The organism is Nocardioides marinisabuli, assembly GCF_013466785.1.
Classification (GTDB): Bacteria; Actinomycetota; Actinomycetes; order Propionibacteriales; family Nocardioidaceae; genus Nocardioides; species Nocardioides marinisabuli.
Map to the genome: position 1 here is coordinate 759836 of NZ_CP059163.1, position 26415 is coordinate 786250.

The window sequence follows — 26415 nt, forward strand, 5'->3', positions numbered from 1 at the left end:
CCCGCACGATCTCCCACGACCTGCACGCCGACGCCGTGCCGGCCACCTTCGTCCCAGCAGGAGGAACGCCATGACGGCATCCGCGACCGAGTCCCGCTCCAGCAGCGAGCTCTTCCAGCGCTCCGAGGCCCGCACGGCCCGCAACTACAAGCCGCTGCCGGTCGTGGTCGAGCACGCCGAGGGCGCCTGGATGACCGACGTCGAGGGCACGCGCTTCCTCGACCTGCTCGCGGGCTACTCCGCGCTCAACTTCGGCCACAGCCACCCCGAGCTGCTGCGCGTCGCGCACGAGCAGCTGGACCGCCTCACGCTGACCAGCCGCGCCTTCGTGCACGACCAGTTCGCCGACTTCTGCGCCGAGCTCGGCGACCTGTGCGGCAAGGAGCTGGTGCTGCCGATGAACACCGGCGCCGAGGCGGTCGAGACCGCCATCAAGGTGATGCGCAAGTGGGGCTACGAGGTCAAGGGCGTGACCCCCGGCCAGGCCAAGATCATCGTCGCCTCGGGCAACTTCCACGGCCGCACCACCACCATCGTCGGCTTCTCCGACGACCCCGACGCCCGCGACGGCTTCGGTCCCTACGCGCCCGGCTTCGAGATGGTGCCGTACGGCGACATCGCGGCCGTCGAGGCGGCCATCGACGAGAACACCGTCGGCGTGCTGATGGAGCCGATCCAGGGCGAGGGCGGCGTCGTGCTGCCCCCCGACGGCTTCCTGCGCGACCTGCGCGAGCTGTGCACCCGCACCGACGTGCTGATGGCGATGGACGAGATCCAGGCCGGCCTGGGCCGCACCGGCAAGACCTTCGCCTCCGACCACGAGGACGTCGTCCCCGACCTCTACGTGCTCGGCAAGGCCCTCGGCGGCGGCATCGTGCCGGTCTCGGCCGTGGTCGCCGACCGTGACGTGCTCGGCGTGCTGCGCCCCGGCCAGCACGGCTCCACCTTCGGCGGCAACCCGCTGGCCTGCGCCGTGGGCCTGGCCGTGGTGCGGATGCTCGCCACCGGCGAGCACCAGGCCCGCGCCGCCGAGCTCGGCACCATCCTGCGCGAGCGCCTCGAGGCCCTCGTGGGCCACGGCGTGCTCGCGGTGCGGGTGCGAGGGCTGTGGGCCGGCATCGACATCGACCCCGCCGTCGGCACCGGCCGCGAGGTCTGCGAGGCCCTGATGGCGCGCGGCGTGCTCGCCAAGGACACCCACGGCTCGACGATCCGCCTGGCCCCGCCGCTGGTGATCTCCGCCGAGGACCTCGCCTGGGGCCTGGACCAGCTCGCCGAGGTCGTCCGCGGCGCCTGAGCGGGCGTTTCCCGGCCTACGGTCGGTCGTGCTCACGGGTCAGCGGTGATCCAGCAACCGTTCGTCGGCCGCATCTGGTTGCTGACGCACCGCTCACCCGGCCGGACGTCCCCGAGCGGTGCGCTCGTGCCGACGATCGGGCGCCACGCTCGTCCGTGGATCAGGGAGGGTGTGGAGTCCTGGATCAACCTGGTTCATCCGAGACTCCACACTCTCGACCGTACGTCCGGCTACTGCTCCTCGGGCAGCAGACCGGCCAGCGCCGGCAGCGAGCCCGCGACCAGCTCGAGCAGCTGGTCGCGGGTGATCCCGTCGGGGGTCACCTTCCAGCGCAGCACGACCTCCTCGACCATCGACGCCCAGCCGCGCAGGAGCAGCCGGGCCGCCGGGGTGTCGGGCACGAGGTTGCCGTGGGGGTCCTCGTCGAAGATCCGGTCGGTCAGCGCGCGCCGCGCGTCGTCGTAGATCGCGCGCATGGTCTCGTTGCCGCTCGCGGCGCCGCGCACCAGCGAGAGGTAGCCCTCGTAGTTGGCGTCGACGTAGTCGACGTACGCCGTCACCGAGACCAGCAGCCGGTGCACCGGGTCGCCCTCGACCGGCGGGGCGGTCTGGCTGATCAGGTCGTCGGCGGCGCGGCGCACGACGGCCTCGTGGAAGGCCTGCTTGTTGCCGAAGTAGTGGTAGAGCAGGCCGCGGGAGATGCCGGCCTCCTCGGCGAGCAGGTCGATGCTGAGCTCGTCGACCGAGCGGGTGGCCAGCAGGCGCACACCGAGGTCGAGCAGCTGCGATCGGCGCTGCTCGGGGCTCAGCCGGGTGCGGGGTGCTGGTGTGCCGGTGCTCACGGTCGACAGTCTATTGACACTCATTCAATAACGCCAATACCGTGCACACATGTCCACCACCGCTCCCTCCCGCACGCGGACCGTCGACCACCTGGTCGTCGGCGCCGGCTTCGCCGGCCTCTGCGCCGCCATCAAGCTCGCCGAGGACGGCGAGCACGACCTCGTGGTCGTCGAGAAGGGTGACGACGTCGGCGGCACCTGGCGCGACAACAGCTACCCCGGCGCCGCCTGCGACGTGCCGAGCCAGCTCTACTCCTTCTCCTTCGCCCCCAACCCCGACTGGTCGATGTCCTTCTCGCCGCAGCCGGAGATCCAGGCCTACCTGCAGCGGGTGGCGCGCGAGTCGGGCGTGCTCGACCGCGTCGAGCTGCGCACCGCCTTCCTCGACGCCGCCTGGGACGAGGAGGCCCAGCGCTGGAGCGTGACCACCGAGGGCCCCGACGGGCGGACCCGGTGGACCTCGCGCACCCTGCTGATGGGCGCCGGCAGCCTCTCCGAGCCGCGGCTGCCCGAGATCGAGGGCATCGACGACTTCGCCGGCGAGGTCTTCCACTCCGCCCGCTGGGACCACTCGGTCGACCTGCGCGGCAAGCGCGTCGCCGTCATCGGCACCGGCGCCTCGGCCATCCAGATCGTGCCTGAGCTCCAGGAGGTCGTCGACCACCTCGACCTCTACCAGCGCACCGCGCCCTACGTGCTGCCCCGCCACGACCGACGCTACTCGGCCCTGGAGAAGGCGGCCCTGCGCCACGTCCCCGGCCTGCAGCGCGCCTACCGCTCGGCGATCTACTGGGGCCGCGAGACCTACGTGCCGGCCTTCACCGTCGACGCCCGGATCGCGCTGCCGGCCAAGAAGGCCGCGCTGGCCAACCTGCGCAAGGCGGTGGCCGACCCGGCGCTGCGCGAGCGGCTCACGCCGACCTTCGAGCTGGGCTGCAAGCGGGTGCTGATCTCCAACCGCTACTACCCCGCCGTGGCCGCCGACAACGTCGAGCTGGTCACCGACCCGATCGCCCGGGTGAGCGCGACGGGCATCGTCACCGCCGACGGCACCGAGCGCCCGGTCGACGTGCTGGTGGTGGCCACCGGCTTCACCGCCACCGACCTGCCCTTCGCCCACCACACCACCGGGCGCACCCGTCGTACGCTCGCCGAGCGGTGGGCCGAGACGGGGATGGCGGCCTACAAGGGCACCACGGTGCCGGAGTTCCCCAACCTGTTCATGCTGGTGGGCCCCAACACCGGGCTCGGGCACTCGAGCATGGTCTTCATGATCGAGTCGCAGGTCGCCTACGTGCGCGACGCGGTCGCCACCCTGCGCCGCGACCGCTACGCCAGCGTCGAGCCCACCGAGCGGGCCACCACCGAGTTCAACGACGACCTGCAGCGACGGATGCGGCGCACCGTGTGGAGCACCGGCGGCTGCTCGAGCTGGTACCTCGACGAGCACGGCCGCAACACCACGCTGTGGCCGCGCACCACCTTCACCTTCCGCCGGCTCCTGTCGCGCTTCGACGTGGCGGCCTACGCCGTCACCGCCGAGCCCGGCTCCCCCGGCTCACCCCGGCCGTCCGGCCACCCAGGCAGCACCCCCGACCGAGAGGCAGTGACCGCATGAAGAACCTCCGCGACAAGGTCGTCGTGATCACCGGAGCAGCATCGGGCATCGGGCGCGCGCTCGCGCTCGACCTGGCCGGCAAGGGGGCGCTGCTGGCCCTCAGCGACGTCGACGACGCCGGCCTGGCCGGCACCGTCGAGCTGGCCCGCGCGGCCGGCGCCCGCGAGGTCCGCGGCGACCGTCTCGACGTGGCCGACCGGGCCGCCTTCGAGGCCTACGCCGAGGCGGTGGTCGCGCACTTCGGGCGCGTCAACGTCGTGGTCAACAACGCCGGCGTCGCGCTGGCCGGCGACCTGCTCGACCTCGAGTACGACGACATCGACTGGATCATCGGCATCAACTTCTGGGGTGTCGTGCACGGCACCAAGGCGTTCCTGCCCCACCTCATCGCCTCGGGCGAGGGCCACGTCGTCAACATCTCCTCGCTCTTCGGGCTGATCTCGATGCCCGGCCAGAGCATGTACAACGCCACGAAGTACGCCGTGCGCGGCATGACCGAGGCGCTGCGCGAGGAGATGCTCGTCGCCGGCCACCCGGTCGGCGTCACCGCCGTGCACCCCGGCGGCATCAAGACCGCGATCGCCCGCAACGCCCGGGTCTCGGCCCGCGAGGACAAGTCGAAGACCGCCGAGCTCTTCGACAAGAAGCTCGCCCGCATGACGCCGGAGCGGGCCGCCGAGATCATCGTGCGCGGCATCACCCGCAACCAGGCCCGGGTGCTGGTCGGCATCGACGCCCACGCCTTGCACCACCTGGCCAAGATCACCGGCTCGCGCTACCAGGACATCATCGCCAGGGGCGCCAAGAAGGTGCTGCCGCAGGACACGACGGTCGTCTGAGCCGGCACGTCCGACGACGCCCGGCGCGCGGCTAGGGTCGGGCAGGTGAGCCTGCCCGACCCCCGCCCGGTCCGCGTCGAGATGAGCAAGTGGGGCGACCGACCGCACTGGTCCTTCGACGGCCTGCTGCTCGGCGAGGACGAGTGGGGCGACTGGATCGGCGTGCCCGCCGGTGTGCTGCACGAGCGTCCCGGCGCCCGCTTCCACTCCGAGGTCGACACCGTGACCCTCGCCCCGCGCGAGGGCTGGTACGCCGCCACCTTCCATGCGCCCGGCATCTGGGCCTCGGTCTACGTCGACCTGGCCACGCCGCCGGTCTGGGACGGCGACGTGCTGCGCGCGGTCGACCTCGACCTCGACGTCGTGCGCACCGCCGACGGACGCGTCTACGTCGACGACGAGGACGAGTTCGAGGAGCACCGGGTCGCGTTCGGCTACCCCGACGACGTCCAGGCGGCCGCGCGCGAGTGGTGCGCGAGCGTGCACCGCCAGGTCCGCACCGGCGCGACGCCGTACGACGGGCACGCCGAGCGCTGGCTGCGGCGGCTGGCCGCGACGGCCGGGGCCGCGCAGGGCGCCGAGGGCCGCTAGGACCCCGCGCCGCCCGACTCGCCCGACTCGCCCGCGTCGCGCGCCTCCTGCGCGGCCTCCGCGCGCTTGCGGCGGCGCCGACGGGTGCTGCTCATGACGTGGACGGGGCCGACCAGGCGCGGACCGGCCAGGCGCGCCTCGACGCGCTGGGCCTCGCGCTTGAGCGGCTGGGCGACGTACTCGCCGAGGATCACGCCGCTGGCCAGAGCGATCGCCACCGAGATCGCGGCGACCATCGCCAGCAGGCCCGGCGAGGTCGCGCTGCCGCCCTCGCTGAGCAGCGTCAGGCCGCGGTAGATCGACAGGCCCGGCAGCATCGGCACGATCGCCGGGACCACCACGACCAGGGGCGGCACGCGCATGCGGCCGGAGACGGTGAAGCTGACCAGGCCCACGAAGAGCGCCGCGATGGCCACCGACCAGGCACGGCCGACCTCGGCCAGCTCGATGACGCGGCTGATGGAGATGGCGGTGGCGGCGACCAGCGCGATCGGCAGCAGGATGCGGCGCGGGGCGTAGGTGGAGTAGGCGAACGCGGAGGCCGCGACCGCCGAGCCGAGGGCCAGCATGCCGACGGTCTGCAGGTTGGCCACGCCCGGCTCCAGCTGGGGGATCCGCACGCCCAGCGAGCTGGCCACGCTCAGGCCACCGGTCACCCCGGCGATGATGCCCGCGGTGGCCAGGAACGCCTCGAGCAGGCGCGCCGAGGCGGTGACGTAGAACCCGGTCAGGGCGTCCTGGAGGGCGCCCATGAAGCCGATCCCGGCCAGCAGCATGATGATGTTGGCGGTCACGACCAGCGAGACGTTGACCGAGAGCGGCGTGGCGCCGACCCCCAGGGCCAGCAGCGTGGCCACTCCCCCGCCGACGACCTGCTGGTAGAACGACGGCATCCGGCGCCGCTGCATGCGGTCCTGGACCTTGTCGATGATGATCGCCGAGAGCATCGCCAGGCCGATCACCAGCGGACCGCCGCCCAGCTGGATCGCGACGCCGCCGCACATCAGCCCCCAGCCGCCGGTGACCGCCCACCGCTTGCGGTCGTGGCCGGTGGAGACGATCTGGGCCAGCTCGCTGCGGGCCTCGTGCACGTCGACGACCCCGTCGAGGATGCGGCGCACGAGGTGGTCGACCTGGGTCAGGTGGTCGTAGTCGATCGCCCGGCGCGAGACCTGCCGCGCCGAGCCCAGCGCCGGCTCCTCCGGGTTGGCCTGGTAGGACATCGCCAGCGAGGTGAAGGTGATGTCCACGTCAGCGTTGCGCATGCCCAGCTCGCGCGCGACGCCCTGCATCGTGGCCGTGACGTCGGCCGCGCCGGCGCCGGAGGAGAGCAGGACCTCCCCGACCCGCAGGCACAGGTCGATGGTGAGGTTCGCCTCGCGTGCTTCGAGCATGCTGCGATGGTGGCAGGTCGGGGCACGCGACTCGAATCCCTCGACGAGTGGGTTCGCTCACGTCGCGCCCGCGTCTAGCGCGGCGGGGGCGGGAGGGTGTCGGTGGCCTCGAGCTGGCCCATCCCGGTGAGCATCAGCAGGTCGACCACGATGGAGCGGAGCTGGGCCAGCACCACGTCGCCGGTCATCTCGCTCGAGCGCTCCACCCGCCCCGAGTCGAGCCCGACCCGCACCAGGAACGAGCGTGCCGCGACCGGCACCCGGTCGGTGGCCAGCTCGGCCGCCACGACGTCGACCGCGTGGGCGAGGTCGCGGGCCAGCTCGGCGTACGCCGTCGGCACGGGGCGGCGGTGGTAGGCCGCGACCGCCACCTGGCGCATCAGCACGCGGGTGCTGCGGATCGCCCGGTCCAGCGGCGCCACGACGTCGACCATCCGGCGGATCTCGGGGCGGTGGCGCACCCGGAACGGCGAGGAGGCGACCACCGCCATCCCCTCGTCGGCCGCCGCCTTCAGCTCCCGCAGCAGCGGGTCGGTGGACCGGGCGTCGGCGAGCAGCTCGAGCCCGTGCTCGGCGTCGCCGTCGACGATCACCTCCGCGGCCCCGCGCAGCAGGTCGGCCTGCTTGCGCAGCACCACCGCCGCCTGCTCGCGGGGGCGCCGCAGCGGCGCGGCCGGCACCACCGTCGCGGCCAGCAGCGCCACCGCACCCCCGACCAGCGCGTCGCTCCAGCGGGTGAGCGAGGCGCCGGTGCCGGGCAGCAGGCCGACCACGAAGACCGACTGGATCGCGGCCTGGTTGACCAGCAGGGTGCCCCCGTCGAGCAGCACCGCGACCGTCATGGCGAGCCCGACGATCAGGCCCAGCTGCCACCAGCCGGCGCCGACCGCGGCCACCAGCAGGTCGGCCATCAGGACGCCGAGCGCGACGCCCACGGTGACCTCGGCGACCCGGCGCAGCCGCTGGCCGTAGGAGGTGCCCAGGCACACGACCGCGGCGATCGGGGCGAAGACCGGGACCGGGTGGTCGAGCAGCTCGGAGGCCACCAGCCACGCCAGTGCCGCCGCGACCGCGCACTGGGCGATGTGCCAGCGCTTGGTCTTCCACCGGGCCACCCGGCCGCGGTAGGACGACCGGCCGCGCGCCAGCCCCCGGTTCCAGATCGCGTCAATCGGGGGCGCCGCCATGGCTCGATCCTGCCACCGCGGCGGCGCGGCCGGGACGCCGCGCGCCGCTCTCAGCCGGCGCGGCGGGCGTACTTGATCGCCTGCTTGAGGTCCGCGAGGTCGCGGTACCAGGTCTTGACCTCCTTGCGGCAGCGCACCCGGCCGATCTTCTTGGGGTACTCCTGGCACTCGGCCATCGCCTCGCTCATCGTGGGCGGGAACTGGGTCGACCCGTCGTAGTGCTGGATGCCGAAGCCGCCGTCGGCGTTGCCGGTCACCCTCACGATCGTGTCGGGCGCGGGCGCCTTGGTGTCGGGCGCCGCGCCGCTGACCTGTGCGGCGCCGACCACCAGCCCCGTGGCCGCGGCAACGGTGCCGAGGGCCACCAGGAGGCGCCGCCCGGCCCCGGCACGCGGGCCGGGGCGGGCGGGACGGCGGGCGGGACGGCGGACGGGGCTGGTCTGGTGGTGCGGCGCGGAGGTGCTCATGTCTGGCTCCCGAGGGGTCCGGCACCGGCAGTTCCGGTGCTCGTCGCGAACGCTAGGAACCGGGCACCGGCGCCGCCCGGGCCCGCGGCGGCCCTGGGGACGGACCGCCGCGGGGGACGCCCTGTGGACGGTCCGCGGCCCACCCGCCGAGCCGGCGCCACTTCCCCCGCGACCCGTCGCTACTTCCTCCACGAGCCGTCGCCAGCTCCCCCGCCACCCGGCCTACCAGGGGAACTGGCGACGGCTCGGCGCGGAAGTCACGACGGCTCGCGGACCCGTGACGGACTCGTGGGTGTCGACCCGTCACTTCTCCGCCCGGCGTACGTTCTCCCTGTGGCCCCCGTCACTCCCGGGGAGCACGACGCCGTACGGCGCCCCCAGCGAAAGGCACACCGTGGTCTCACCGATCGACCCCACCGCCACCGGCTTCCTGCTGGCCGAGAACCGCAACATGCCGATGCACGTGGGCGGGCTGCAGCTCTTCGAGAAGCCCGAGGGCGCCGGGCCGGAGTACATCCGCGAGATGTACGAGGCGATGCGCGACGTCGACGAGATCGCACCGCTGTTCCTCAAGCACCCGTACCGCTCGGTGCGCACCGCCGGCCAGCTGGTCTGGAAGCCCGACCTGCAGTTCGACGCCCACCACCACGTGCGGCACAGCGCGCTGCCCGCCCCGGGCCGCTACCGCGAGCTCTTCGAGCTCTGCTCACGGCTGCACTCGACCCGGCTGGCGTGGGAGCGGCCGCTGTGGGAGGCCCACGTCATCGAGGGGCTCGAGGACGGACGCGTCGCGCTCTACACCAAGACCCACCACGCGCTGGTCGACGGCGTCTCGGCGATGCGGCTGCTGCAGAGCGTGCTGACGACCGACCCCGACCGGCGCGGCATGCCGGCCCCGTGGGCGGCCGGTCCCCCGCGGGCCCGCTCGGGCGGCGACGGGCCCTCGCTGCCGGAGATCCCCGTGCAGGCCCTGCGCAGCGCCCTGGCGCTGACCGCCGAGGCCGCCGGGCTGCCGGGCGCGCTGGTGCGCACCCTGCACAAGGGGGTGCGCAACGAGACCTCGGCGGTCTCCTTCCACGCCCCGCGCACGATCTTCAACCAGAGCATCACCGGCGCGCGCCGCTTCGCGGCCGAGGACTGGCCCATCGACCGGCTGCGCGGCATCGGCAAGGCCACCGGCACCACCCTCAACGACGTGGTGATGGCGATGTGCAGCGGCGCGATCCGCGCCTACCTGCTCGAGCTCGACGCGCTGCCGGACACGCCGCTGGTCGCGATGGTGCCGGTGGGCCTCAACGCCAAGCAGTCCCACATCGCCTCCGCCGAGGGCGGCAACGCCGTCGGCGCGGTGATGGTCCAGCTGGCCACCGACCTCGCCGACCCCGCCGACCGCCTGCGCGCCATCCACGACTCGATGCAGGCCGGCAAGGAGGCCCTGTCGTCGATGACCCAGGTGCAGATCCTGGCGATGAGCGCCCTGGGCCAGGCCCCGATGATCCTCGCGCCGCTGCTGCGGATGCAGGGCATCGTGCGACCGCCGTACAACCTGATCATCAGCAACGTGCCGGGGCCGCGCACCGCGCACTACTGGAACGGGGCGCGCCTGGTCGGCACCTACCCGCTCTCGATCCCGATCAACGGGATGGCGCTCAACATCACCTGCACCTCCTACGACGGCCGGATCGCCTTCGGGCTCACCGGCTGCCGGCGCACGGTGCCGCACCTGCAGCGGCTGCTGGTGCACCTCGAGGACGAGGTCGCGGCGCTGGAGAAGGCCGCCGGGGTCGGCTGAGAGGGGTCAGTCGAGGACGAGCTCGACGAGGCCACCGCCGTGGCGCTCGGCCACGGCGCGCAACCGGGCCCGGGTGATGTCGGCGACCGTGGCCAGGCCCGCGGCGTGCGCGTTGGAGCCGGGCCGGGTCGGCTCGGCCCGGTTGACGGAGAGGCAGGTGCGGGTCCCGCCGTCCTCCTCGTTGAGCAGCGCGACCGCGTGGCCGGTCGTGCCGCTGCCGGCGAAGAAGTCGAGCACCGCCACGTCGTCGGGCATGGTCTGCAGGACGCGGCGCAGCAGCCCGGTGGGCTTCGGTGACTCGAAGACGTGGCCGACGAGGTCCTTGAGCTCGGCGACCGCCGTGTCGGTCGAGCCGACCTCCTCGGCGAGCCAGATCGTCGTCAGCTTCTTGCGCCGCCCCGGGTGCAGCCAGTCGCGCTGGAAGACGTCGACCCGCTCGCCGGCCCGGCCGCGCACGGTGCGGCAGACCAGGTCGTCGCCGCGCTCGTCGATCAGCGGGCGGCTCCAGCGCCAGACGGCCGGGCGGCCGTCGCCGAAGACCGGGCTGACCTCGACGGCGCCGTCGAAGGGGGCCGTGGCCACCGCACCGGTGACGGGGTCGCCCCACACGCTGAAGTGCAGGGTGCGCGCGGTGAGCGGGTTGAACTTCTTGTTGGTGTTGCGCAGCGGCAGCTCGCGGTAGCGCCGCCCGCTCGGCTCGTGCAGCAGCGCGAAGTCGCGCTCGTCGACCGTGTCGGCGCTCGTGGCGACCAGCGCGCACCGGCCGGGGTCACGGGCGTAGACGAGCAGGTACTCGTGGCTGGTCGCGAAGCCGCGCCCCAGCTGGCGGCCCTTGGGGTTGAGGTTGACCACCACCTGCGCGACGAACCCCGCCTCGCCGAAGACCTCGTCGAGCAGCAGCCGCAGGTGGGCGGCCTCGTGGTCGTCGATGCTGACGAAGATCGCCGCCCGCGGTGACATCACCGACCTGGCCAGCTCCAGGCGCGGGCGCATCATCGCCACCCACGCGGCGTGGCGCGACCCGCCGGCCTCGCCGCGGATGTCGTCGCTGTAGGCGAAGTCGTTGCCGGTGTTGTACGGCGGGTCGATGTAGACCAGGTCGAAGAGCTGCCGGCGCGCCGCCAGGTCGGTGAGCACGTCGAGGTTGTCGCCCTCGACCACGGTGTTCCAGGTGCCCACCAGCCGACCCTAGCCGCCCGCCCTCGTCGTACGCCGTCACCAGCGGTCCGGGACCATGGAGCCATGGGGTTCTGGCAACGGCGCGCGCAGGCGCGCGCGCAGCGACGCTGGGTGCGCGACATGGAGCGCCGCCTGGCCGAGCTCGACGCCCTCGACCCCTCGGCCCTCGACGACCACGCGGGCCCGACGCACGGCGAGCTCTACCGCGCCGCACGGCCCGACCGCCCTCGGCGCTCGCACGGCCCGGTGCTGCCCGGGCTGATGGTCGCCGCGGTGCTCGCCGGGCTGGTCGTCGCCCGCGACCCCGGGGCCACCGGCACCCGGGTGCGCGAGCTGCTGGGCAGCAGCGAGCGGATCGGCGAGATCGTCGGCATCACCGACGGTGACGGCGAGTACGCCTTCGTGCGCACCCAGCGCGGCAGCGACGTGCCCGTCACCTGGTCGCCCTGCTCGGAGATCCCGTACGTCGTCAACCCCGACGGCGCCCCCGACGGCTGGGAGGAGCTGGTCGAGGAGTCCGTCGAGACGATCGAGGAGGCCTCCGGCTTCGTCTTCGACGACCGCGGCCTGACCGACGACCGCGACTTCGACCGGCGCTCGGTGTCGGCCGGCGCCGCCAGCCCCGTGCTGATCGGGTGGGCCGACGACCAGGAGGTCCCGGCCCTCGAGGGCGAGGTCGCCGGGCTCGGCGGCAGCGCCTGGGAGACCCGCCAGGTCGGCCCCGAACGCTTCATCACCGGCATGGTCGCCCTCGATACCGACACCTTCGACCGGCTCGCGGGCCAGCGGGGTGGCGAGCAGGCGATGCGGGCGATCCTGGTCCACGAGCTCGGCCACGTGCTCGGCCTGGCCCACGTCGACGACGACACCCAGCTCATGTACGGCGGCAACCTGGTGCGCACCGACCTCGGCGACGGCGACCTGGAGGGGCTGGCCCGCCTGGGCTCCGTCGACTGTTGACCCGGCCGAGCAGTCACTCCTGAACCATCGAGCGGTCAGGTTTGCACCCTCGACCGGTCACTTCCGCACTCTCGAAAAAGTTTTCGACCTGCCTGTGGAAAATGGGGTTTGACCTGGCGTTTTGTCGGTGGGTCCTGAGATACTTTACTCATGTCGACCACCGCCGCACACCCTGTCGGGAGTGCTGTCGCGCGGGTGCGGTCGGTGCTGAGCGAGGTCGCCGGTACGCCGTTGTGGTCGATGAGCCAGGACGAGGCCGCTGAGGCGCTGGCGGACGTCGCGCGGGTGGAGGCCATGTTGGTCGAGGTGCGCTCGGGGTTGCTCATCCATGCCGAGACCGTCGGGGTGCAGGAGCGCAACGCCTCGCCGTCGTTGGCGGTGTGGCACTCGAACGTCACCCGGTCGACCAAGCGGGAGTCGTTCCGCCAGGTACGCCTCGCCGAGGGCCTGGCTCGTCACTCGTTGGTGCGCGAAGCGTTGGGTCGCGGGGACCTGGTCGCGGAGCAGGCGTCGGTGATCTGTACGGCGTTGGACGCGCTGCCCGACGACCTCGACCCGGCAGTGCTCCGAGAGGCCACCGAGACCTTGGTGGCGTTCGGCAAGGTGCACGACGCGAAGGCGCTGCGGGTGCTCGGGCGCCGCATCCTCGACGTGGGTCGCACCCGAGGTCGGTGAGGCCTGGGAGGCCGAGCTGCTCGACCGCGAGGAACGCGAGGCCGAGAAGAGCTCGGTGTTCCGGATGCGCGAGGACGGCCACGGCCGGATCAAGGGATCGTTCACCGTCCCGACCCTCGTGGGGCAGATGCTCGAGAAGGCCCTGTTGGCGTTCGCCGCCCCCAAGCACCAGATCGCCAACAGGGCGGGCACGGACGAGGCGCCGGAGCCGGTACGTCGCCCGACCGCGCGGCGGCTGGGCGATGCGTTCGTCGAGCTCATCGAACGCCTCGACCCCAAGCGACTGCCACGCGCCGGCGGGGTCAACGCCACCGTGGTCGTCACCATGACCCTCGCCTCGCTGCAGGGTGGGCTGGCGGCGGCCGCACTGGACACCGGCGGCCGGATCTCCGCTGGCAACGCGCGCCGGTTGGCGTGCGAGGCCGGCATCGTCCCCGTCGTCCTCGACGGGAAGAGCGAACCCCTGGACGTGGGCCGGGCCAAGCGGTTCTTCACCAAGACCCAGCGCATCGCGATGGGGATCCGCGACGGTGGCTGCACCGCCAAGGGCTGCGACGCACCACCCGCGATGTGTCATGCCCACCACGACGACCCCTGGGCCCACCACGGCCTCACCGACCTGGCCCGCGGACGCCTGCTCTGTCCCTTCCACCACCGGCGTATCCACGACCCCGACTACGAGATCGACATCGGCGCCGACAACCAGGTCACCTTCCACCACCGCACCTAGACCCAACTGCTCCTTTGGCGAGTAGGACGGCGTACGGCGGGCGCGGTTCTTGCGGGGTCTCGACGACGCGCGTCGCTGGCGCTCCTTGCTGCTCGACCAACGACGCGGCGTACGGCGTGGACTCGCGCCGGCCTAGGGGCGAGCGCGTGACCCCGGGTCCCCGCACTCGTTGTGTCGGTCGTCACCACCCACCAGGAGCACACATGCGTCGAGTCACCGCCCTGGCCACCGCGGCCGCCACGCTCGCCACCCTGGGGCTCAGCGCCCTGGGCGGCCCGGCCGCCCCGTCGGCGTACGCCGCGACCGGCGAGGTCAGGGTGAGCGACGGCTGCGTGAGCAGCGTGCCCGAGCCGGGAGAGAGCGACGCGGTCGAGATCTGCTACTCGCTGTTCCGGCCCGCCGGGGCGACACGCAAGAGGCCGGTGCCGATGATCGTGCACAGCCACGGCTGGGGCGGCTCGCGCACCACCGACCCCGCCTCGTTCGAGACCTTCCTCGACGCGGGCTACGGCGTGCTCTCCTTCGACCAGCGCGGCTGGGGCGAGTCCGGCGGCCACGCCCACGTCGAGAACCCTGCCTTCGAGGGCCACGACGTACGACGCCTGGTGCGGCTCGTCAGCCGCCTCGGGTGGGTGCAGCAGGACCGCCCCGGCGACCCGCGCCTCGGCGCGATCGGCGGCTCCTACGGGGGCGGCTACCAGTTCCTCGGCGCCTTCGAGTCGCTGCGCACCAAGGGCCGCCCGGTCTTCGACGCGCTGGCCCCGCAGATCACCTGGAACGACCTCTCCTCGAGCCTGGCTCCCGAGGGTGTCGTGCGCACCGAGTGGGCGCTGCTGCTGGCCGCTGCCTCGGTGCCCGCCGACGCGCTGCCGCAGAACGTCTACAAGGCGCTCCTCGAGGGGGCTGCGCTCGGTGAGTGGCCCGACGGCTCGGTGCCCGGCACCGAGGACATGGCCTCCTTCATGAGGAAGAACGGCCCCGCGTGGCACGTCTCGAAGGGACGCCGCCTCGACATCCCGGTGCTGCTCGGCCAGGGCACCACCGACGGCCTGTTCCCGCTCCAGGAGGGCCTGGAGAACTGGCGCACCGCGCTGACTCCGAAGGCCCGCAGGCAGAGCATCTTCGTCGGCTACAACGGCGGCCACGTGCTGCCGGCCGTGCTGCCGATGGGGGTCTCGATCACCTCCGACCCGTGCAGCAAGGCACTGGCCGGCGGCAGCTTCGAGCAGCTCTCGCTGCGGTTCTTCGACGAGCAGCTGCGCGGGCAGGACACCGGCCTGGGCGGCTACGGCCGACTGCACATCGCCACGCCCACCGACGAGTGCCTGACCACGCGCGCCGAGCGCCCCAACCGCAGCATCGAGATCGGCACCGTGGCCAGCTCGACCGCCGCCGGCCTGCCCCTCGCGACCGAGATCGCCGCGGGCCCGTTCACGGTGGCCGGCTCGGCGTACCTGACCGCCGACGTGACCGCGGTCGGTGTCGAGAACCGCGCCTTCTACGGCCTGGCCGTCGGCACCTCGCCGGCGAACGCGCGCCTGGTGCAGAACAACGTGCTCCCGCTGCGCGAGCCGCTGCCCGTGGTCGGGGAGAAGCGCCGCATCCCGCTGCCCGCCGTGGGCGTCGACGTGCCCGCGGGGCAGAGCCTCTACCTGCTGGCCAGCCCGATCAGCGAGACCTTCGTGGGCATGAGCAGCCGCACCCCGGGTGTCATCGTGCTCGAGGACACGGTGGTGCACCTGCGCCGGCTGGTGGCTCGCCGCCCTTAGCCTGGGTCGGTGCTCCCCCGCTCACGCACCACCGCCCTCGCGCTCGCCGTCGTGCTCGCGGGTCTCGGCGCGCCCGCGCTGGCCGACGAGTCCCCCACGGGTCGGGCCCCCCTCGCCGCGACCGAGCCAGGGGTCCCGGCCGGCGGGGTCGACGGGCCGCACAGCTCCGACGGGGTGCGCGGCGAGGTCGCCCCGCGCGCCGTGGCGCGCGACGACGAGCCGGGTACGCGGGTGGTGCTCGAGCAGCGCCGCATCGCCCCGGGCGTGAAGTTCTCCTCGTGGAGCGAGACCGACTCGCGCGGCCCGGTGCGCTCCCACCTGCTCGCCGTCGACCTCGACGAGAGCAGCCTCCAGCTCGACTACGCCGCACCGACCACGGTGGCCGCCACCGACGACGTGATGTCCCTGGCGCGAGCCCGCGAGGCGATCGCTGCCGTCAACGGCGACTTCTTCGACATCGGCCGCACCGGTGCCCCGCTGGGCGTCGGCCGCTCGGTGACCCGCGGGCTGTTCAACGCCCGGGCCAGCGGCTGGAACTCCGCGTTCTACCTCACCAGGAAGGGCCGCCCCCAGGTCGGCGAGGTGACCCTGCGCGGCGCCATCAAGGAGCGCCCCGCCGCCACCGTCACCAACTTCAACTCCCACTTCGTGGCGCCCGGCGGCATCGGCGTCTACACCCAGCGCTGGGGCTCCTCGCCGGGGTACGCCGTCACGCAGGGCCAGGAGAAGGACGTGCGGATGGTCGAGGTGCGCGACGGCCGGGTCGTGGCCAACCGCGCCAGGCTGCGCCCCGGGTCGAAGATCCGCGGGCTCGTGCTCGTCGGCCGCGGCGAGGGCGCCAAGCAGCTGCGCAAGCTGCGGCGCGGCTCGGCGACCGTGCGCTGGTGGCTGGGCGGGCGGCCGTCGATGGTCGTCACCGGCAGCAAGGCCCTCATCGACGAGGGCGTGGTGCAGGTCGTCGACGACACCGAGATGCACCCGCGCACCGCGGTCGGCATCGACCGCGACACCAACGAGGTGCTGCTGCTGGTCGTCGACGGTCGCTCCTCGACCAGCCGCGGGCAGACCCTCGTCGAGCTGGCCCGCACGATGGTCGAGCTGGGCGCCGACGAGGCGCTCAACCTCGACGGCGGCGGCTCCAGCACCATGGTGGCCCGCGAGCAGGGGGCGCTGCAGGTGCAGAACTCGCCCTCCGACGGGTCGCTGCGCCAGGTCGCCAACGGCCTGGTCGTCACCCAGCGCTGAGCGTGCCGGCCTCGAGCACCACGACCGCGACGGTGGTCATCGCCGCGAAGCACTGACGCCCCGGGCTCGGCACCGGGCCGGGCTCGAGCACCACGCCCCCCGGCGTACGGCGCGCCGTGACGCTGGTCGGCTCGTCGCAGCCGATGGCCACCACCTGGGCGGCCAGCTCCTCGTCGCCCCCGACCTCGAGGGCGTCGGCCGCCTCGACCACGTCGGCGGCGAGGCCCTCGCTGAGATCGGCGGTGAAGGCGTCCATCGCCGCGTCGTCGCCCACGGCCACCGCCACCTCGCCCGCCACCTCGCCCGGCCCCTCCCCCGCGTCGGTCGCCGTCACCAGGCGCTGGCGCAGCACCACGGGCCCGGCCTCGTCGGAGTCGCCGACGCTCGCGGCAGCGCCGTCCGCGCCCCGCGGCTCCGGGTCCCCGCCGCACGCCACCAGCGAGGTGGCCACGAGCAGCACAGCAGGCAGGTGCAGGAGGGTTCCGAGACGTCGCATGAGGATGCGACGGTACCCACCGCGGCGCGGTTCCCGCGCCGGCCTGGGTCGTGGTCCGGGTCGTGGTCTGGGTCGTGGCCCGGTGACGCGCCAGGGCGCGGCCTCGGGCACACGACCCGGACCACAAGCCGGACCACAAGCCCGGGCGTGGGAGGCTCGGGGCGTGAGTCGATCGTTCTCGCGCGCCGAGCTGGTGTCCTTCCGTGACGCGGAGGTGCCCGATCTGCTGAGCCCCGACGTGCGGCTGCTCTTCGTCGGCATCAACCCCGGGCTGTGGACCGCCGCGACCGGCACCCACTTCGCCCACCCCGGCAACCGCTTCTACCCCGCGCTGCTGCGCGCGGGAGTCATCACCGAGCCGGTCGACCCGGCAGCGGGGATGAGCGAGGCCGAGCGCGACGTGCTGCGCCGCCGCGGCATCGCCATCACCAACCTGGTGCGCCGCGCCACCGCGAAGGCCTCCGAGCTGACGCGCGACGAGCTCGTCGAGGGCGGCGAGCGGCTGCGCGCCCTGGTGGCCGAGGTGCGCCCGCGCGTGGTCGCGGTCGCCGGGGTGACCGCCTACCGCAGCGCCTTCGGCCAGCCGAAGGCCCAGGTCGGGCGCCAGCCCGAGCCGCTGGCCGGCAGCGAGCTGTGGGTGGTGCCCAACCCCTCGGGCCTCAACGCGCACGAGACCGTCGCCACCCTTGCCGAGGCGTACGCCGAGGTCGGACGCGCCGCCGGCATCATCGACGCTGGCACGATGCGCCGATGACCACCATCGACGTCAGCCAGGTGGACGAGCGCGACTCGTCCTGGGAGCGCCCGGGTCATCGCTACCGGGTCTACGTCCAGGACGGGGCGCGCGCCGGCACCGCGGAGACGACCGGCGGCACGACCGCGACCTACGACGTCACCGGCGCCGACCTCCTGCAGGTCGTCGACTGGGCCCAGCGCCAGGCCGGGGCATCGGCGACGTACGCCATCGCCCTCGTCGTCGAGGACCCCCGCGACGGCCGCGGGCTGGTGTGGCTGGTGGGGATGGACGGCAACGACTGGAGCGACGAGCCGCACGAGCAGCTGGTGCGGCGGCGGATGCTCGCACGGCGCACCGCACCCGTCACCGTCGCCGCGGCAGACCGGATGCCGGTGGACGTCGAGGTGCGTCCCTGGGGAGCCTGAGGCTCGCGCCGGGGCCAGGACCTCAGCGGGGCAGCTGCTGGTCCTTGCCCATCACGGTGAGCCCGTCCTGCACGATCAGCCCGCGCGCCAGGTCCTCCTCGGGGTCGACGCCGATCCGCGCACCCGCGGGCACCACGACGTTCTTGTCGAGGATCGCGTCCTTCACCACCGCCCCGGCACCGATGATCACGCCGTTGAGCAGCACCGAGCCGCTCACGTCGGCGCCCGAGTCGACCCAGCAGGCCGGCGAGAGCACCGAGCGGCGCACCTGACCCCCGGTCACCACGACGCCGGGCGAGAGGACCGCCTCGTCGGTGACACCGGGGGTGCCGTCGGCGCCCTGGACGACCTTGACCGGGGGCTGCGGGCCGTACGAGGTGTAGATCGGCCAGTCGAAGTTGTAGAGGTTGAAGACCGGCAGCGGCGAGACGACGTCCATGTGGGCGGCGTAGTAGGAGCCGAGCGTCCCGACGTCGCGCCAGTAGCCGCTGTCGCGCTGGGTCGCGCCGGGGACCACGTTGTCCTTGTAGTCGTAGACCCCGGCCTGCGAGCGGCGCACGAACGCCGGCACGATGTCGCCGCCCATGTCGTGCTTGGAGCCCGTGGTCGTGGCGTCGCGGGTCACCGCCTCGACCAGCGCGTCGGCGTCGAAGACGTAGTTGCCCATCGAGGCCAGCACCTCGCCGGGGCTGTCGGGCAGCCCGGTGGGGTCGGTCGGCTTCTCGAGGAAGTCGCGGATGCGCGACGGCTCGTCGGGGTGCACGTCGATGACGCCGAACTGGTCGGCCATCCCGATCGGCTGGCGGATCGCCGCCACGGTGCAGGCCGCGCCGCTCTCGACGTGCTGCTCGACCATCTGCGCGAAGTCCATGCGGTAGACGTGGTCGGCGCCGACCACGACCACGATGTCGGGCTTCTCGTCCTTGATCAGGTTCAGCGACTGGAAGATCGCGTCGGCGCTGCCGAGGTACCAGTGCTTGCCGACGCGCTGCTGGGCCGGGACGGGGGTGACGTAGTTGCCCAGCAGCGTCGACATCCGCCAGGTCTGCGAGACGTGGCGGTCGAGGCTGTGCGACTTGTACTGCGTCAGCACGACCACCTTGAGGTAGCCGGAGTTCACGACGTTGCTCAGCGCGAAGTCGATGAGCCGGTAGATCCCGGCGAAGGGCACGGCCGGTTTGGCGCGGTCCGCGGTCAGCGGCATCAGGCGCTTGCCCTCGCCCCCCGCCAGCACGATCGCCAGGACCTTCTTGCGCGCCGCGGATCTCATGGGCCCACCGTACTGCCCTGTGACCGGCGACACGCTCGGCTGCCCACAGGTCCGGCAGGGCGAGTAGGTTCAGCAGGGTGCGAGTCGATGTGCTGACCAAGGAGTACCCACCCGAGGTGTACGGCGGCGCCGGCGTGCACGTCGCCGAGCTGGTGCGCGCGCTGCGGGCGCGCGACGACCTCACCGCCCGGGTCCACGCGTTCGGCGCGCCCCGGGCCGAGGACCTGACCTCCTCCTACGCCGAGCCCGTCGAGCTCGAGGGCGCCAACGCTGCGCTGCGCACAATGGGCGTCGACCTGGCCATCGCGGCCGGCTGCGCCGGCACCGACCTGGTGCACTCCCACACCTGGTACGCCAACCTCGCCGGTCACCTCGCCGGCCTGCTGCACGACGTGCCCCACGTCGTCTCGGCGCACTCCCTGGAGCCGCTGCGGCCGTGGAAGGCCGAGCAGCTCGGCGGCGGCTACCGCCTCTCCTCGTGGGTCGAGCGGACGGCGTACGAGTCGGCGGCCGCGGTCATCGCGGTGTCGGCGGCGATGCGCGACGACGTGCTGCGCTCCTACCCCGCCGTCGACCCCGCGCGGGTGCACACCGTGCACAACGGCATCGACACGGCGCTCTGGACCCCGGTCGAGGACCCCGAGCGGGTACGCCGCCTGGGCGTCGACCCCGACCGCCCGTCGGTCGTCTTCGTCGGGCGGATCACCCGCCAGAAGGGCCTGCCGCTCTTCCTGCGCGCCGTGGCCGCGCTGCCGCCCGACGTGCAGGTGGTGCTCTGCGCGGGCGCCCCGGACACCCCCGAGATCATGGCCGAGGTCGAGGCGCTGGTCGCCGACCTGCGCGCCGGGCGCGACGGCGTCGTGTGGATCGCCGACATGCTGCCGCGCGCCGACGTGGTCGCACTGCTCAGCGCCGCCACCGTCTTCGCCTGCCCCTCGGTCTACGAGCCCCTGGGCATCGTCAACCTCGAGGCGATGGCCTGCGAGACCGCCGTGGTGGCGACCGCGACCGGGGGCATCCCCGAGGTGGTCGTGGCGCCCGGTGGCGAGGCCGCGGCGACCGGGCTGCTGGTCCCGATCGAGCAGGCCGACGACGGCAGCGGCACCCCTCTTGACCCGGAGCGCTACGTCGCCGACTTCGCCGAGGCGCTGACCTCGCTGGTCACCGACCCCGAGCGGGCCGCGAGCATGGGCCGGGCCGGGCGCGAGCGGGCCGTCGCGTCCTTCGGGTGGCCGGCGATCGCCGAGCGGACCATGGAGGTCTACCGCTCGGTGCTGTGAGCGGCCCGGCTGTCAAGGCCCGCACCCCTCGGCTGTGGAGCGGCCACGCCCCGTCCGCCCGACGCCGGTGGCCTGTGGAGAGCCGGTCGCGGGAGGGGCCGCGACGCGGCAGCGTGACGGCCATGGACACCACACCGGACCCCACTCCCCTCGCCCACCACCGCCCCGTCGTGCGCACCCAGAGCGATCTGCTGCAGCTGTGGCGCGGCCTGATGGGCGAACTCGGCTTCGCGCGCTCCTCCACCTGGGTGCTGCACCTCGACGAGGACGAGCGGCCCACCCGCCGGCTGCTGGAGATCGACGACTGCGCGGGCGAGCCCGTCGCCGACGACCTCGACTCCCTCACCACCATGCTGCTGCGGGTCGCCGGCACCCCGCCGGGCCGCTGGGTCTTCCTGCGCAGCCGGCCCGGCTCGCACGGGCCCGACCGCACCGACCGCGCCTGGGCGCGGGGGCTGGCCCAGGCCTGCCGCCGCGCCGGGGTCGTCACCGACGTGGTGCACCTGGCCACGGACCAGCGGCTGGTGCCGCTGCCCGCCGACAACCTGGTGGCCGACGACGTGATGGGCGACGACGTGATGGGCGACGACCTGCCGACCTCGGCCTGAGCCTGGCATCGGTACGGTCAGCACGTGCAGACAACCGACGTGCTGACCCTGCTCCGGACCGTGGGCGAGGAGGTCGTCGAGCCCCGCTTCCGCAGCCTCGCCGACGCCGAGGTGATGGAGAAGAACCCCGGCGACCTGGTCACCGTCGCCGACCGCGAGGCGGAGGTCCGCATCACCGAGGTCCTCGAGCGCGAGCACCCGGGCGCCGTCGTGCTCGGCGAGGAGGCCGCCGAGGAGGACGGCTCGGTCCTCGAGCGCTTCGCCACCGCCGACCACGCGTTCACCGTCGACCCGGTCGACGGCACCAAGAACTTCGTCCGCGGCTCGCCCGACCACGCCATGATGATCGCCGAGCTGCGTGACGGCGAGGTCGTGCGCAGCTGGATCTGGCAGCCGCAGCACCGCACGGCGTACGTCGCCGAGCGCGGCCGCGGCGCCTGGCGCAACGGCGAGCGGCTCACCCGCCCGCCGGTCGGCGAGCACCTGCGCGGGGTCACCTCGCGGCGCAGCTGGATCGGCCGCGCGCTCGGCACCCTGGGTGCGCTGGAGCTGACCTGGGTCTGCTGCGGCGTCGACTACCCGCGGGTGGTCGAGGGCGGCGCCGACTACGCGCTCTACCGCAAGACCAAGCCGTGGGACCACGCACCGGGTGCGCTGCTGCTCAGCGAGGCCGGCGGGGTGCTCGGCACCTTCGACGGCGAGCCCTACCGGCCGCAGGCGCCCGCCCCCGCGGGGCTCGTCGCGGCCGCCGACCGGGCGACGTACGACCTGGTGCGCGGGCTGCTGCACGCGCTGCCGGGCCTGTGAGCGCGATGACCACCTGGCTGCCCGCCGGCACCACGAAGACGATGTACCTGGTGCGCCAGGACCCGACGCCGTTGGGCGGGCCGGACCTGCGCACCGCTCTCGCCGGGGCCGGGGCGCTGCGGGTGCAGCTCAACCTCGACGACGAGCACGTCGCGCCTGCGCTGCGGCTGAGCACGGCAGACCCGGTGGCCGCGGTGCTCAGCGTCTGGTCCGACCCCGCGCACGACCCGGCCGAGGTGGCCGCGGTCGTCACCGACGCGGTCGGGCCGACCTCGGGCTGGGTGGTCGACGAGCGGCGCCGCCTCGACCCCGCCGAGACCTACGACGGCTCCCGCGCCGAGGAGCTGGCCAACGTGGCGGTGCTGCGGCGGCCCGCCGACCTGGACCGCGCGACCTGGTTGCAGCGCTGGCTGGTCGACCACACGGCCGTGGCGATCCGGACCCAGGCCACCTCGGGGTACGTGCAGAACATCTGCGTCACGCCGCTCGGCCCGCCCGCCCCCGAGGACGCACGCGTCGAGGCGCTGGTCGAGGAGCTGTTCCCCGCTGCCGCCGTGCACGACGTGCACGCGTTCTACGGCAGCGGGGGCGACGACGCCGAGCTGGGGCGACGCCTGGAGCAGCTGATGGCCAGCGTCGCGCGCATCGGCGCCGACCGCGACCTCGACCTGGTGCCGAGCAGCCGGCACCTGTGGGACGTGGGTCCCGCGGATCAGCCGCGGGCGCCCAGCGAGCGCCAGTAGTCGTTGATCGCGCCGTTGGTCTTGACGAACCAGACGATCGGGCCCACCAGGATGAACATGCCGGGGAAGTACCACAGCCCGGTGGCGCCGCCGACCGTGCGCCGGCGACCGGCGCGCTCCTGCATCGTGCCGACCTCGGCCGAGGTCAGGTAGGGCATCACGATGCCCACGAAGATCGCGAGCACGAGCGCGACCACGCCCCCGATGCCCTGACCGGTGTGGCGCTTCATCTCCTCGTGCACCTTGAACCACCAGTACCAGCCGTAGATCCCGAAGGTCACCACGAACAGCAGCATCGCCACCCCGGTGCTGCGCACCTCGCCCACCGGACCGGGACCCTGCGGCTGCGCCTGGCCGTAGGCCTGCGGGGCGTAGCCGTAGGGCGGCGGCGGCTGCTGGCCCGCGACGGGCTCCCCCGTCGGGGGCGGCGGCGGGAAGGGGCTCTGCTCGGACACGGGACCTCCAAGTATCGGGCTCGGAGCCGTGACCCTACCGACCCCCGGACGCCACCGACGTAGTCCGTTCGGGCCATGCCGCGCACCGGTCGGGCACATCTGGGCCTCGAGCGGCCGGATCCCGCCCGAGGACCTCCCGCGCGGGCGCCGGGCACCCCACAGTGGGTGCCACGCCGTCCCCCGACGTCGCCCCCCATCCCCCAGGACCCGCCCCCGCCCCCGCCCGCAGAGAGGCCCGCCGTGCCGTCGCCGTACGCCCCCGGTCGCTACCGGGCCACCCCCACGCTCGGTGGCGGTGCCCGGCACCTGGCGCTGCGCTTCTCCTACGGGCTGACCCCCGAGCTGGTCTCGGCGGTCAAGGGGGCGGGGGGCGGGCTGGCCTGGTTCGACGCCCAGCTCGACCGGCCCTACGACGCCACCGCCGACGCCTCGCTGTGCGACTGGTGGCCCGACCTGCACCTCGACGCCGCCACGATCTGGCAGCGCCAGGTCAGCGGCGGCCGCGGCACCTGGGAGGTGATGGCCGACTACGCACGGCGGCTGCTGGTGCGCCGGATGACCTCGCCGCACCAGGTGCACGAGGTGATGACCGACTTCTGGGAGTCACACCTGCACGTGCCGGCCAACGGCGACTCGCAGGGCGTCTGGCGCGCGTCGTACGGCGACGTGGTGCGCCGCCACGCGCTGGGGCGCTTCGACGAGCTGCTCGTCGAGGCGGTGACGCACCCCGCGATGCTGATCTTCCTCGACAACGCGACCTCCACGAAGTCGCACCCCAACGAGAACCTCGGGCGCGAGCTGCTCGAGCTGCACACGGTCGGGGTCGGCGCCCACACCGAGGCCGACGTGAAGGCCTCGGCGCGCATCCTGACCGGCTGGCGGGTCGACCTGTGGCGCACCTGGGAGGCCTCCTACTCGCCCCAGGACCACTGGACCGGCCCCGTCGCCGTCGGCGACTTCCGCGACGCCAACAGCGACCCCGACGGGCGCAGGCTGACCCGCCGCTACCTGCGCCACCTGGCCCACCACCCCGCCACCGCGCGCCGCATCGCGCGCAAGCTGGCGACCAAGTTCATCAGCGACACCCCCTCAGAGCAGGTGGTCGACGAGCTCGCCGAGGTCTACCTGGCCCACGACACCGCGGTGGTGCCGGTGCTGCGCGCGCTGGTGCGCACCCAGGAGTTCCGCAAGGCCAAGGGCCAGAAGCTGCGCGACCCCGCCGAGGACGTCGTGGCCTCCTACCGGGCGCTGGGCGCCGAGGTGGTCGCTCCCCGCGCCGACGACCACGCGGCCAACGCGGTGCTCTGGCAGAGCGACGCCGTCGGGATGCGCCCGGCGGCCTGGCCGCGCCCCGACGGCCCGCCGCTGCACGGCGACCCGTGGGCCTCGCCCAGCCGGGCGCTGGCCTCGATGGAGGTGCACTGGTCGCTGGCCGGCGGCTGGTGGCCCAAGAAGGGCGTCACCTGGCAGTCGCCGCAGCAGTGGGCCCCCGAGCTGCCGATCGAGTTCCGCGACCTCGTCGACCACCTCTCCCGGGCGGTGCACGGACGCCGCTCGAGCCGCCAGCTGCTGCGCGCGGCGTGCGACGCGGTCGAGACCCGCCCCGGCGAGCGGATCACCGGCGACCACCGGCTGATGGCCTGGCAGTTCAACCGGCTGCTGGGCGTCCTGCTCGACCATCCCCACCACTACCACCGCTGAGGCCACCTTGAGCACCCCCGAGCTCACCGCCCCCACCGGCTCCGGCGCCTCCTGCGGCTGCGCCGAGTACGCCGCCGTGTCGCGCCGCGGACTGCTGCGCGGCATGGGCGCCGCCGCCCTGACCTGGAGCGTCGGCTCCGCCGTCGTCAGCGCCGCCGGGCCGGCGCTGGCCGCCACCACCACCTCGACCGCGACCGACGGGTCGGTCGTGGTGGTGCTCTCGCTGCGCGGCGCGGCCGACGGGCTGTCCCTGGTCGTGCCCCACGGCGACCCGGCCTACTACGCGGCGCGCCCGCGGATCGCCGTACCGGCCGAGAAGCTGCTGGTGCCCGACGGCTTCTTCGGCCTGCACCCCTCGCTCGCGCCGTTGCTGCCGCTGTGGCGGGCCGGCAGGCTGGCCGGTGTGCACGGCACCGGGCTGCCGGTGGTCAACCGGTCGCACTTCGCGGCCATGGAGGCCGTCGAGGACGCCGCCCCCGGCTCGACCGAGCGGGTCGGCTGGCTCAACCGGCTGCTCGGCGAGCTGCCCGGCTCCTCCCCGCTGCAGGGGCTCGCGGCCGGCCGGGCCGAGGTGCCGACCTCGCTCTTCGGCCCCGAGCCGGTGATGGGCTTCCGCTCCCTGGAGCGGACCCGCATCGCCGGCGACGACAAGTGGGACCCCAACGGCACCCGGGTGCGGTCGCTGGAGCGGATGTGGAAGCGCTCCTCCGACCCGATGGGCCGGGCCTTCCGCTCGGCCATGGCGGCCGTCGACGACCTCGAGCCCGCCCGCGCCCAGGCCGACCGCAGCGCGGCGTACCCCGACGACGACCTGGGCCGCGCGCTGGCCTCGGTGGCCCGCACGCTGCGCGGCGACGTCGGCGTCTCGCTGGTCACCGTCGACCACGGCGACTGGGACATGCACACCGACCTCGGCACCCTGGGCTGGGGCCGGATGCGGCGCGAGGCCGAGTCGCTGGCCAGCGGCATCGCCGCCTTCTTCGACGACCTCGGATCGGTCGCCGACCGGGTCACCCTGGTGACGGTCTCGGAGTTCGGCCGCCGGGTGGCCGAGAACGCCAACCACGGCCTCGACCACGGCTGGGGCACCGTGATGCTGCTGGCCGGCGCCGGCGTGCGCGGCGGCTACCACGGCTCGTGGACCCCGCTCGGCACCAGCCTGGACGCCGACGTACCCGTCACGACCGACTACCGCTCCGTGCTCGCCGAGGTCGTCGCCGCCCGCACCCCCGCCTCCCCCACCGTCGTCTTCCCCGGCTTCCAGCGCGAGCGGGTCGGGGCGATGCTCGGCCAGTAGCACCCACGGAGG

General features: G+C 73.8%; 26 protein-coding genes. 18 read left to right on the forward strand and 8 right to left on the reverse strand.

The annotated features are described in order from the left end of the window. The first annotated feature begins 70 nt into the window (after nt 1–70). Complete coding sequence (gene rocD / locus H0S66_RS03540) at nt 71–1297, forward strand: ornithine--oxo-acid transaminase (protein ID WP_179614171.1); 1227 nt, start codon at nt 71–73, stop codon at nt 1295–1297. A gap of 230 nt (nt 1298–1527) precedes the next feature. On the opposite strand, the gene H0S66_RS03545 is transcribed toward rocD, so the two are convergent. After that, complete coding sequence (locus H0S66_RS03545) at nt 1528–2139, reverse strand: TetR/AcrR family transcriptional regulator (RefSeq protein WP_258017081.1); 612 nt, start codon at nt 2137–2139, stop codon at nt 1528–1530. Between the two features lie 49 nt (nt 2140–2188). Here H0S66_RS03545 and H0S66_RS03550 point away from each other — a divergent pair, with 49 nt between their 5' ends. The 3 genes from H0S66_RS03550 to H0S66_RS03560 are packed head-to-tail and all read left to right on the forward strand — an operon-like array spanning nt 2189 to nt 5187. Continuing rightward, nucleotides 2189–3757, forward strand: coding sequence for a flavin-containing monooxygenase (locus tag H0S66_RS03550; RefSeq protein WP_179614173.1), 1569 nt, complete (start codon nt 2189–2191; stop codon nt 3755–3757). Continuing rightward, nucleotides 3754–4596 (forward strand): SDR family NAD(P)-dependent oxidoreductase, encoded by an 843-nt coding sequence (locus H0S66_RS03555; protein ID WP_179614174.1) that lies wholly within the window; start codon nt 3754–3756, stop codon nt 4594–4596. The genes H0S66_RS03550 and H0S66_RS03555 overlap by 4 nt, the downstream gene beginning before the upstream one ends. 45 nt (nt 4597–4641) lie before the next feature. Next, the gene (locus tag H0S66_RS03560) at nt 4642–5187 is read left to right on the forward strand and encodes a ribonuclease FAU-1 family protein (RefSeq protein ID WP_179614175.1); all 546 of its coding nucleotides are present in this window, start codon (nt 4642–4644) and stop codon (nt 5185–5187) included. On the opposite strand, the gene H0S66_RS03565 is transcribed toward H0S66_RS03560, so the two are convergent. From H0S66_RS03565 to H0S66_RS03575, 3 genes are all read right to left on the reverse strand, one after another. Continuing rightward, nucleotides 5184–6581, reverse strand: coding sequence for a threonine/serine exporter family protein (locus tag H0S66_RS03565; RefSeq protein WP_179614176.1), 1398 nt, complete (start codon nt 6579–6581; stop codon nt 5184–5186). The genes H0S66_RS03560 and H0S66_RS03565 overlap by 4 nt on opposite strands. 74 nt (nt 6582–6655) lie before the next feature. Next, complete coding sequence (locus tag H0S66_RS03570; RefSeq protein ID WP_179614177.1) at nt 6656–7768, reverse strand: FUSC family protein; 1113 nt, start codon at nt 7766–7768, stop codon at nt 6656–6658. Nucleotides 7769–7818: 50 nt separating this feature from the next. After that, nucleotides 7819–8235 (reverse strand): hypothetical protein, encoded by a 417-nt coding sequence (locus H0S66_RS03575; protein ID WP_218876215.1) that lies wholly within the window; start codon nt 8233–8235, stop codon nt 7819–7821. A 394-nt stretch (nt 8236–8629) separates the two neighbouring features. Here H0S66_RS03575 and H0S66_RS03580 point away from each other — a divergent pair, with 394 nt between their 5' ends. Then, the gene (locus H0S66_RS03580) at nt 8630–10027 is read left to right on the forward strand and encodes a WS/DGAT/MGAT family O-acyltransferase (protein ID WP_179614178.1); all 1398 of its coding nucleotides are present in this window, start codon (nt 8630–8632) and stop codon (nt 10025–10027) included. Between the two features lie 6 nt (nt 10028–10033). On the opposite strand, the gene H0S66_RS03585 is transcribed toward H0S66_RS03580, so the two are convergent. Beyond that, a complete protein-coding gene (locus H0S66_RS03585; RefSeq protein ID WP_258017082.1) occupies nt 10034–11206 on the reverse strand; it encodes a site-specific DNA-methyltransferase in 1173 nt (390 codons plus the stop codon). Nucleotides 11207–11269: 63 nt separating this feature from the next. Between H0S66_RS03585 and H0S66_RS03590 the strand changes: the two genes are divergently transcribed. The 5 genes from H0S66_RS03590 to H0S66_RS03610 all read left to right on the forward strand — a co-directional run bounded on the left by H0S66_RS03590 (nt 11270) and on the right by H0S66_RS03610 (nt 16585). Continuing rightward, a complete protein-coding gene (locus H0S66_RS03590) occupies nt 11270–12166 on the forward strand; it encodes a matrixin family metalloprotease (RefSeq protein ID WP_179614179.1) in 897 nt (298 codons plus the stop codon). A gap of 150 nt (nt 12167–12316) precedes the next feature. Next, nucleotides 12317–12841 (forward strand): DUF222 domain-containing protein, encoded by a 525-nt coding sequence (locus tag H0S66_RS03595; RefSeq protein ID WP_180923783.1) that lies wholly within the window; start codon nt 12317–12319, stop codon nt 12839–12841. A 64-nt stretch (nt 12842–12905) separates the two neighbouring features. Beyond that, nucleotides 12906–13571 carry an HNH endonuclease signature motif containing protein gene (locus tag H0S66_RS03600; protein ID WP_258017203.1) on the forward strand — a complete coding sequence of 222 codons (666 nt, stop codon included), beginning with the start codon at nt 12906–12908 and terminating at the stop codon, nt 13569–13571. Nucleotides 13572–13774: 203 nt separating this feature from the next. Further along, nucleotides 13775–15340, forward strand: coding sequence for a CocE/NonD family hydrolase (locus tag H0S66_RS03605; RefSeq protein WP_179614181.1), 1566 nt, complete (start codon nt 13775–13777; stop codon nt 15338–15340). A 9-nt stretch (nt 15341–15349) separates the two neighbouring features. Next, nucleotides 15350–16585: a phosphodiester glycosidase family protein gene (locus H0S66_RS03610; protein ID WP_179614182.1), complete on the forward strand. Its 1236-nt coding sequence runs from the start codon at nt 15350–15352 to the stop codon at nt 16583–16585. On the opposite strand, the gene H0S66_RS03615 is transcribed toward H0S66_RS03610, so the two are convergent. Continuing rightward, nucleotides 16572–17081, reverse strand: coding sequence for a hypothetical protein (locus H0S66_RS03615; protein WP_179614183.1), 510 nt, complete (start codon nt 17079–17081; stop codon nt 16572–16574). The two genes, H0S66_RS03610 and H0S66_RS03615, sit on opposite strands and share 14 nt — an antisense overlap. A 163-nt stretch (nt 17082–17244) precedes the next feature. Between H0S66_RS03615 and H0S66_RS03620 the strand changes: the two genes are divergently transcribed. Both H0S66_RS03620 and H0S66_RS03625 read left to right on the forward strand, forming a co-directional pair. Continuing rightward, nucleotides 17245–17835, forward strand: a complete 591-nt coding sequence (locus tag H0S66_RS03620) for a mismatch-specific DNA-glycosylase (protein WP_258017083.1) — start codon at nt 17245–17247, stop codon at nt 17833–17835. Next, the gene (locus tag H0S66_RS03625) at nt 17832–18242 is read left to right on the forward strand and encodes a hypothetical protein (RefSeq protein ID WP_179614184.1); all 411 of its coding nucleotides are present in this window, start codon (nt 17832–17834) and stop codon (nt 18240–18242) included. Before H0S66_RS03620 ends, H0S66_RS03625 begins: the two co-directional genes overlap by 4 nt. A gap of 22 nt (nt 18243–18264) precedes the next feature. On the opposite strand, the gene H0S66_RS03630 is transcribed toward H0S66_RS03625, so the two are convergent. Then, nucleotides 18265–19512 (reverse strand): glucose-1-phosphate adenylyltransferase, encoded by a 1248-nt coding sequence (locus H0S66_RS03630; RefSeq protein WP_179614185.1) that lies wholly within the window; start codon nt 19510–19512, stop codon nt 18265–18267. Nucleotides 19513–19589: 77 nt separating this feature from the next. Here H0S66_RS03630 and glgA point away from each other — a divergent pair, with 77 nt between their 5' ends. The 4 genes from glgA to H0S66_RS03650 all read left to right on the forward strand — a co-directional run bounded on the left by glgA (nt 19590) and on the right by H0S66_RS03650 (nt 22950). Beyond that, nucleotides 19590–20792, forward strand: a complete 1203-nt coding sequence (gene glgA / locus H0S66_RS03635; RefSeq protein WP_179614186.1) for a glycogen synthase — start codon at nt 19590–19592, stop codon at nt 20790–20792. Between the two features lie 122 nt (nt 20793–20914). Further along, on the forward strand, nt 20915–21400 hold the full coding sequence (locus H0S66_RS03640; RefSeq protein WP_179614187.1) for a hypothetical protein: 486 nt from the start codon (nt 20915–20917) through the stop codon (nt 21398–21400). A 24-nt stretch (nt 21401–21424) separates the two neighbouring features. Continuing rightward, a complete protein-coding gene (locus tag H0S66_RS03645) occupies nt 21425–22207 on the forward strand; it encodes an inositol monophosphatase family protein (protein ID WP_179614188.1) in 783 nt (260 codons plus the stop codon). Nucleotides 22208–22212: 5 nt separating this feature from the next. After that, nucleotides 22213–22950, forward strand: a complete 738-nt coding sequence (locus tag H0S66_RS03650; protein WP_179614189.1) for a hypothetical protein — start codon at nt 22213–22215, stop codon at nt 22948–22950. Here H0S66_RS03650 and H0S66_RS03655 read toward each other — a convergent pair. Then, the gene (locus H0S66_RS03655) at nt 22920–23405 is read right to left on the reverse strand and encodes a DUF4234 domain-containing protein (RefSeq protein ID WP_218876216.1); all 486 of its coding nucleotides are present in this window, start codon (nt 23403–23405) and stop codon (nt 22920–22922) included. The two genes, H0S66_RS03650 and H0S66_RS03655, sit on opposite strands and share 31 nt — an antisense overlap. A 240-nt stretch (nt 23406–23645) precedes the next feature. Here H0S66_RS03655 and H0S66_RS03660 point away from each other — a divergent pair, with 240 nt between their 5' ends. Both H0S66_RS03660 and H0S66_RS03665 read left to right on the forward strand, forming a co-directional pair. Continuing rightward, on the forward strand, nt 23646–25106 hold the full coding sequence (locus H0S66_RS03660; protein WP_179614190.1) for a DUF1800 domain-containing protein: 1461 nt from the start codon (nt 23646–23648) through the stop codon (nt 25104–25106). A 7-nt stretch (nt 25107–25113) separates the two neighbouring features. Then, nucleotides 25114–26403, forward strand: coding sequence for a DUF1501 domain-containing protein (locus H0S66_RS03665; protein ID WP_179614191.1), 1290 nt, complete (start codon nt 25114–25116; stop codon nt 26401–26403). The last annotated feature ends 12 nt before the right edge of the window (nt 26404–26415 follow it).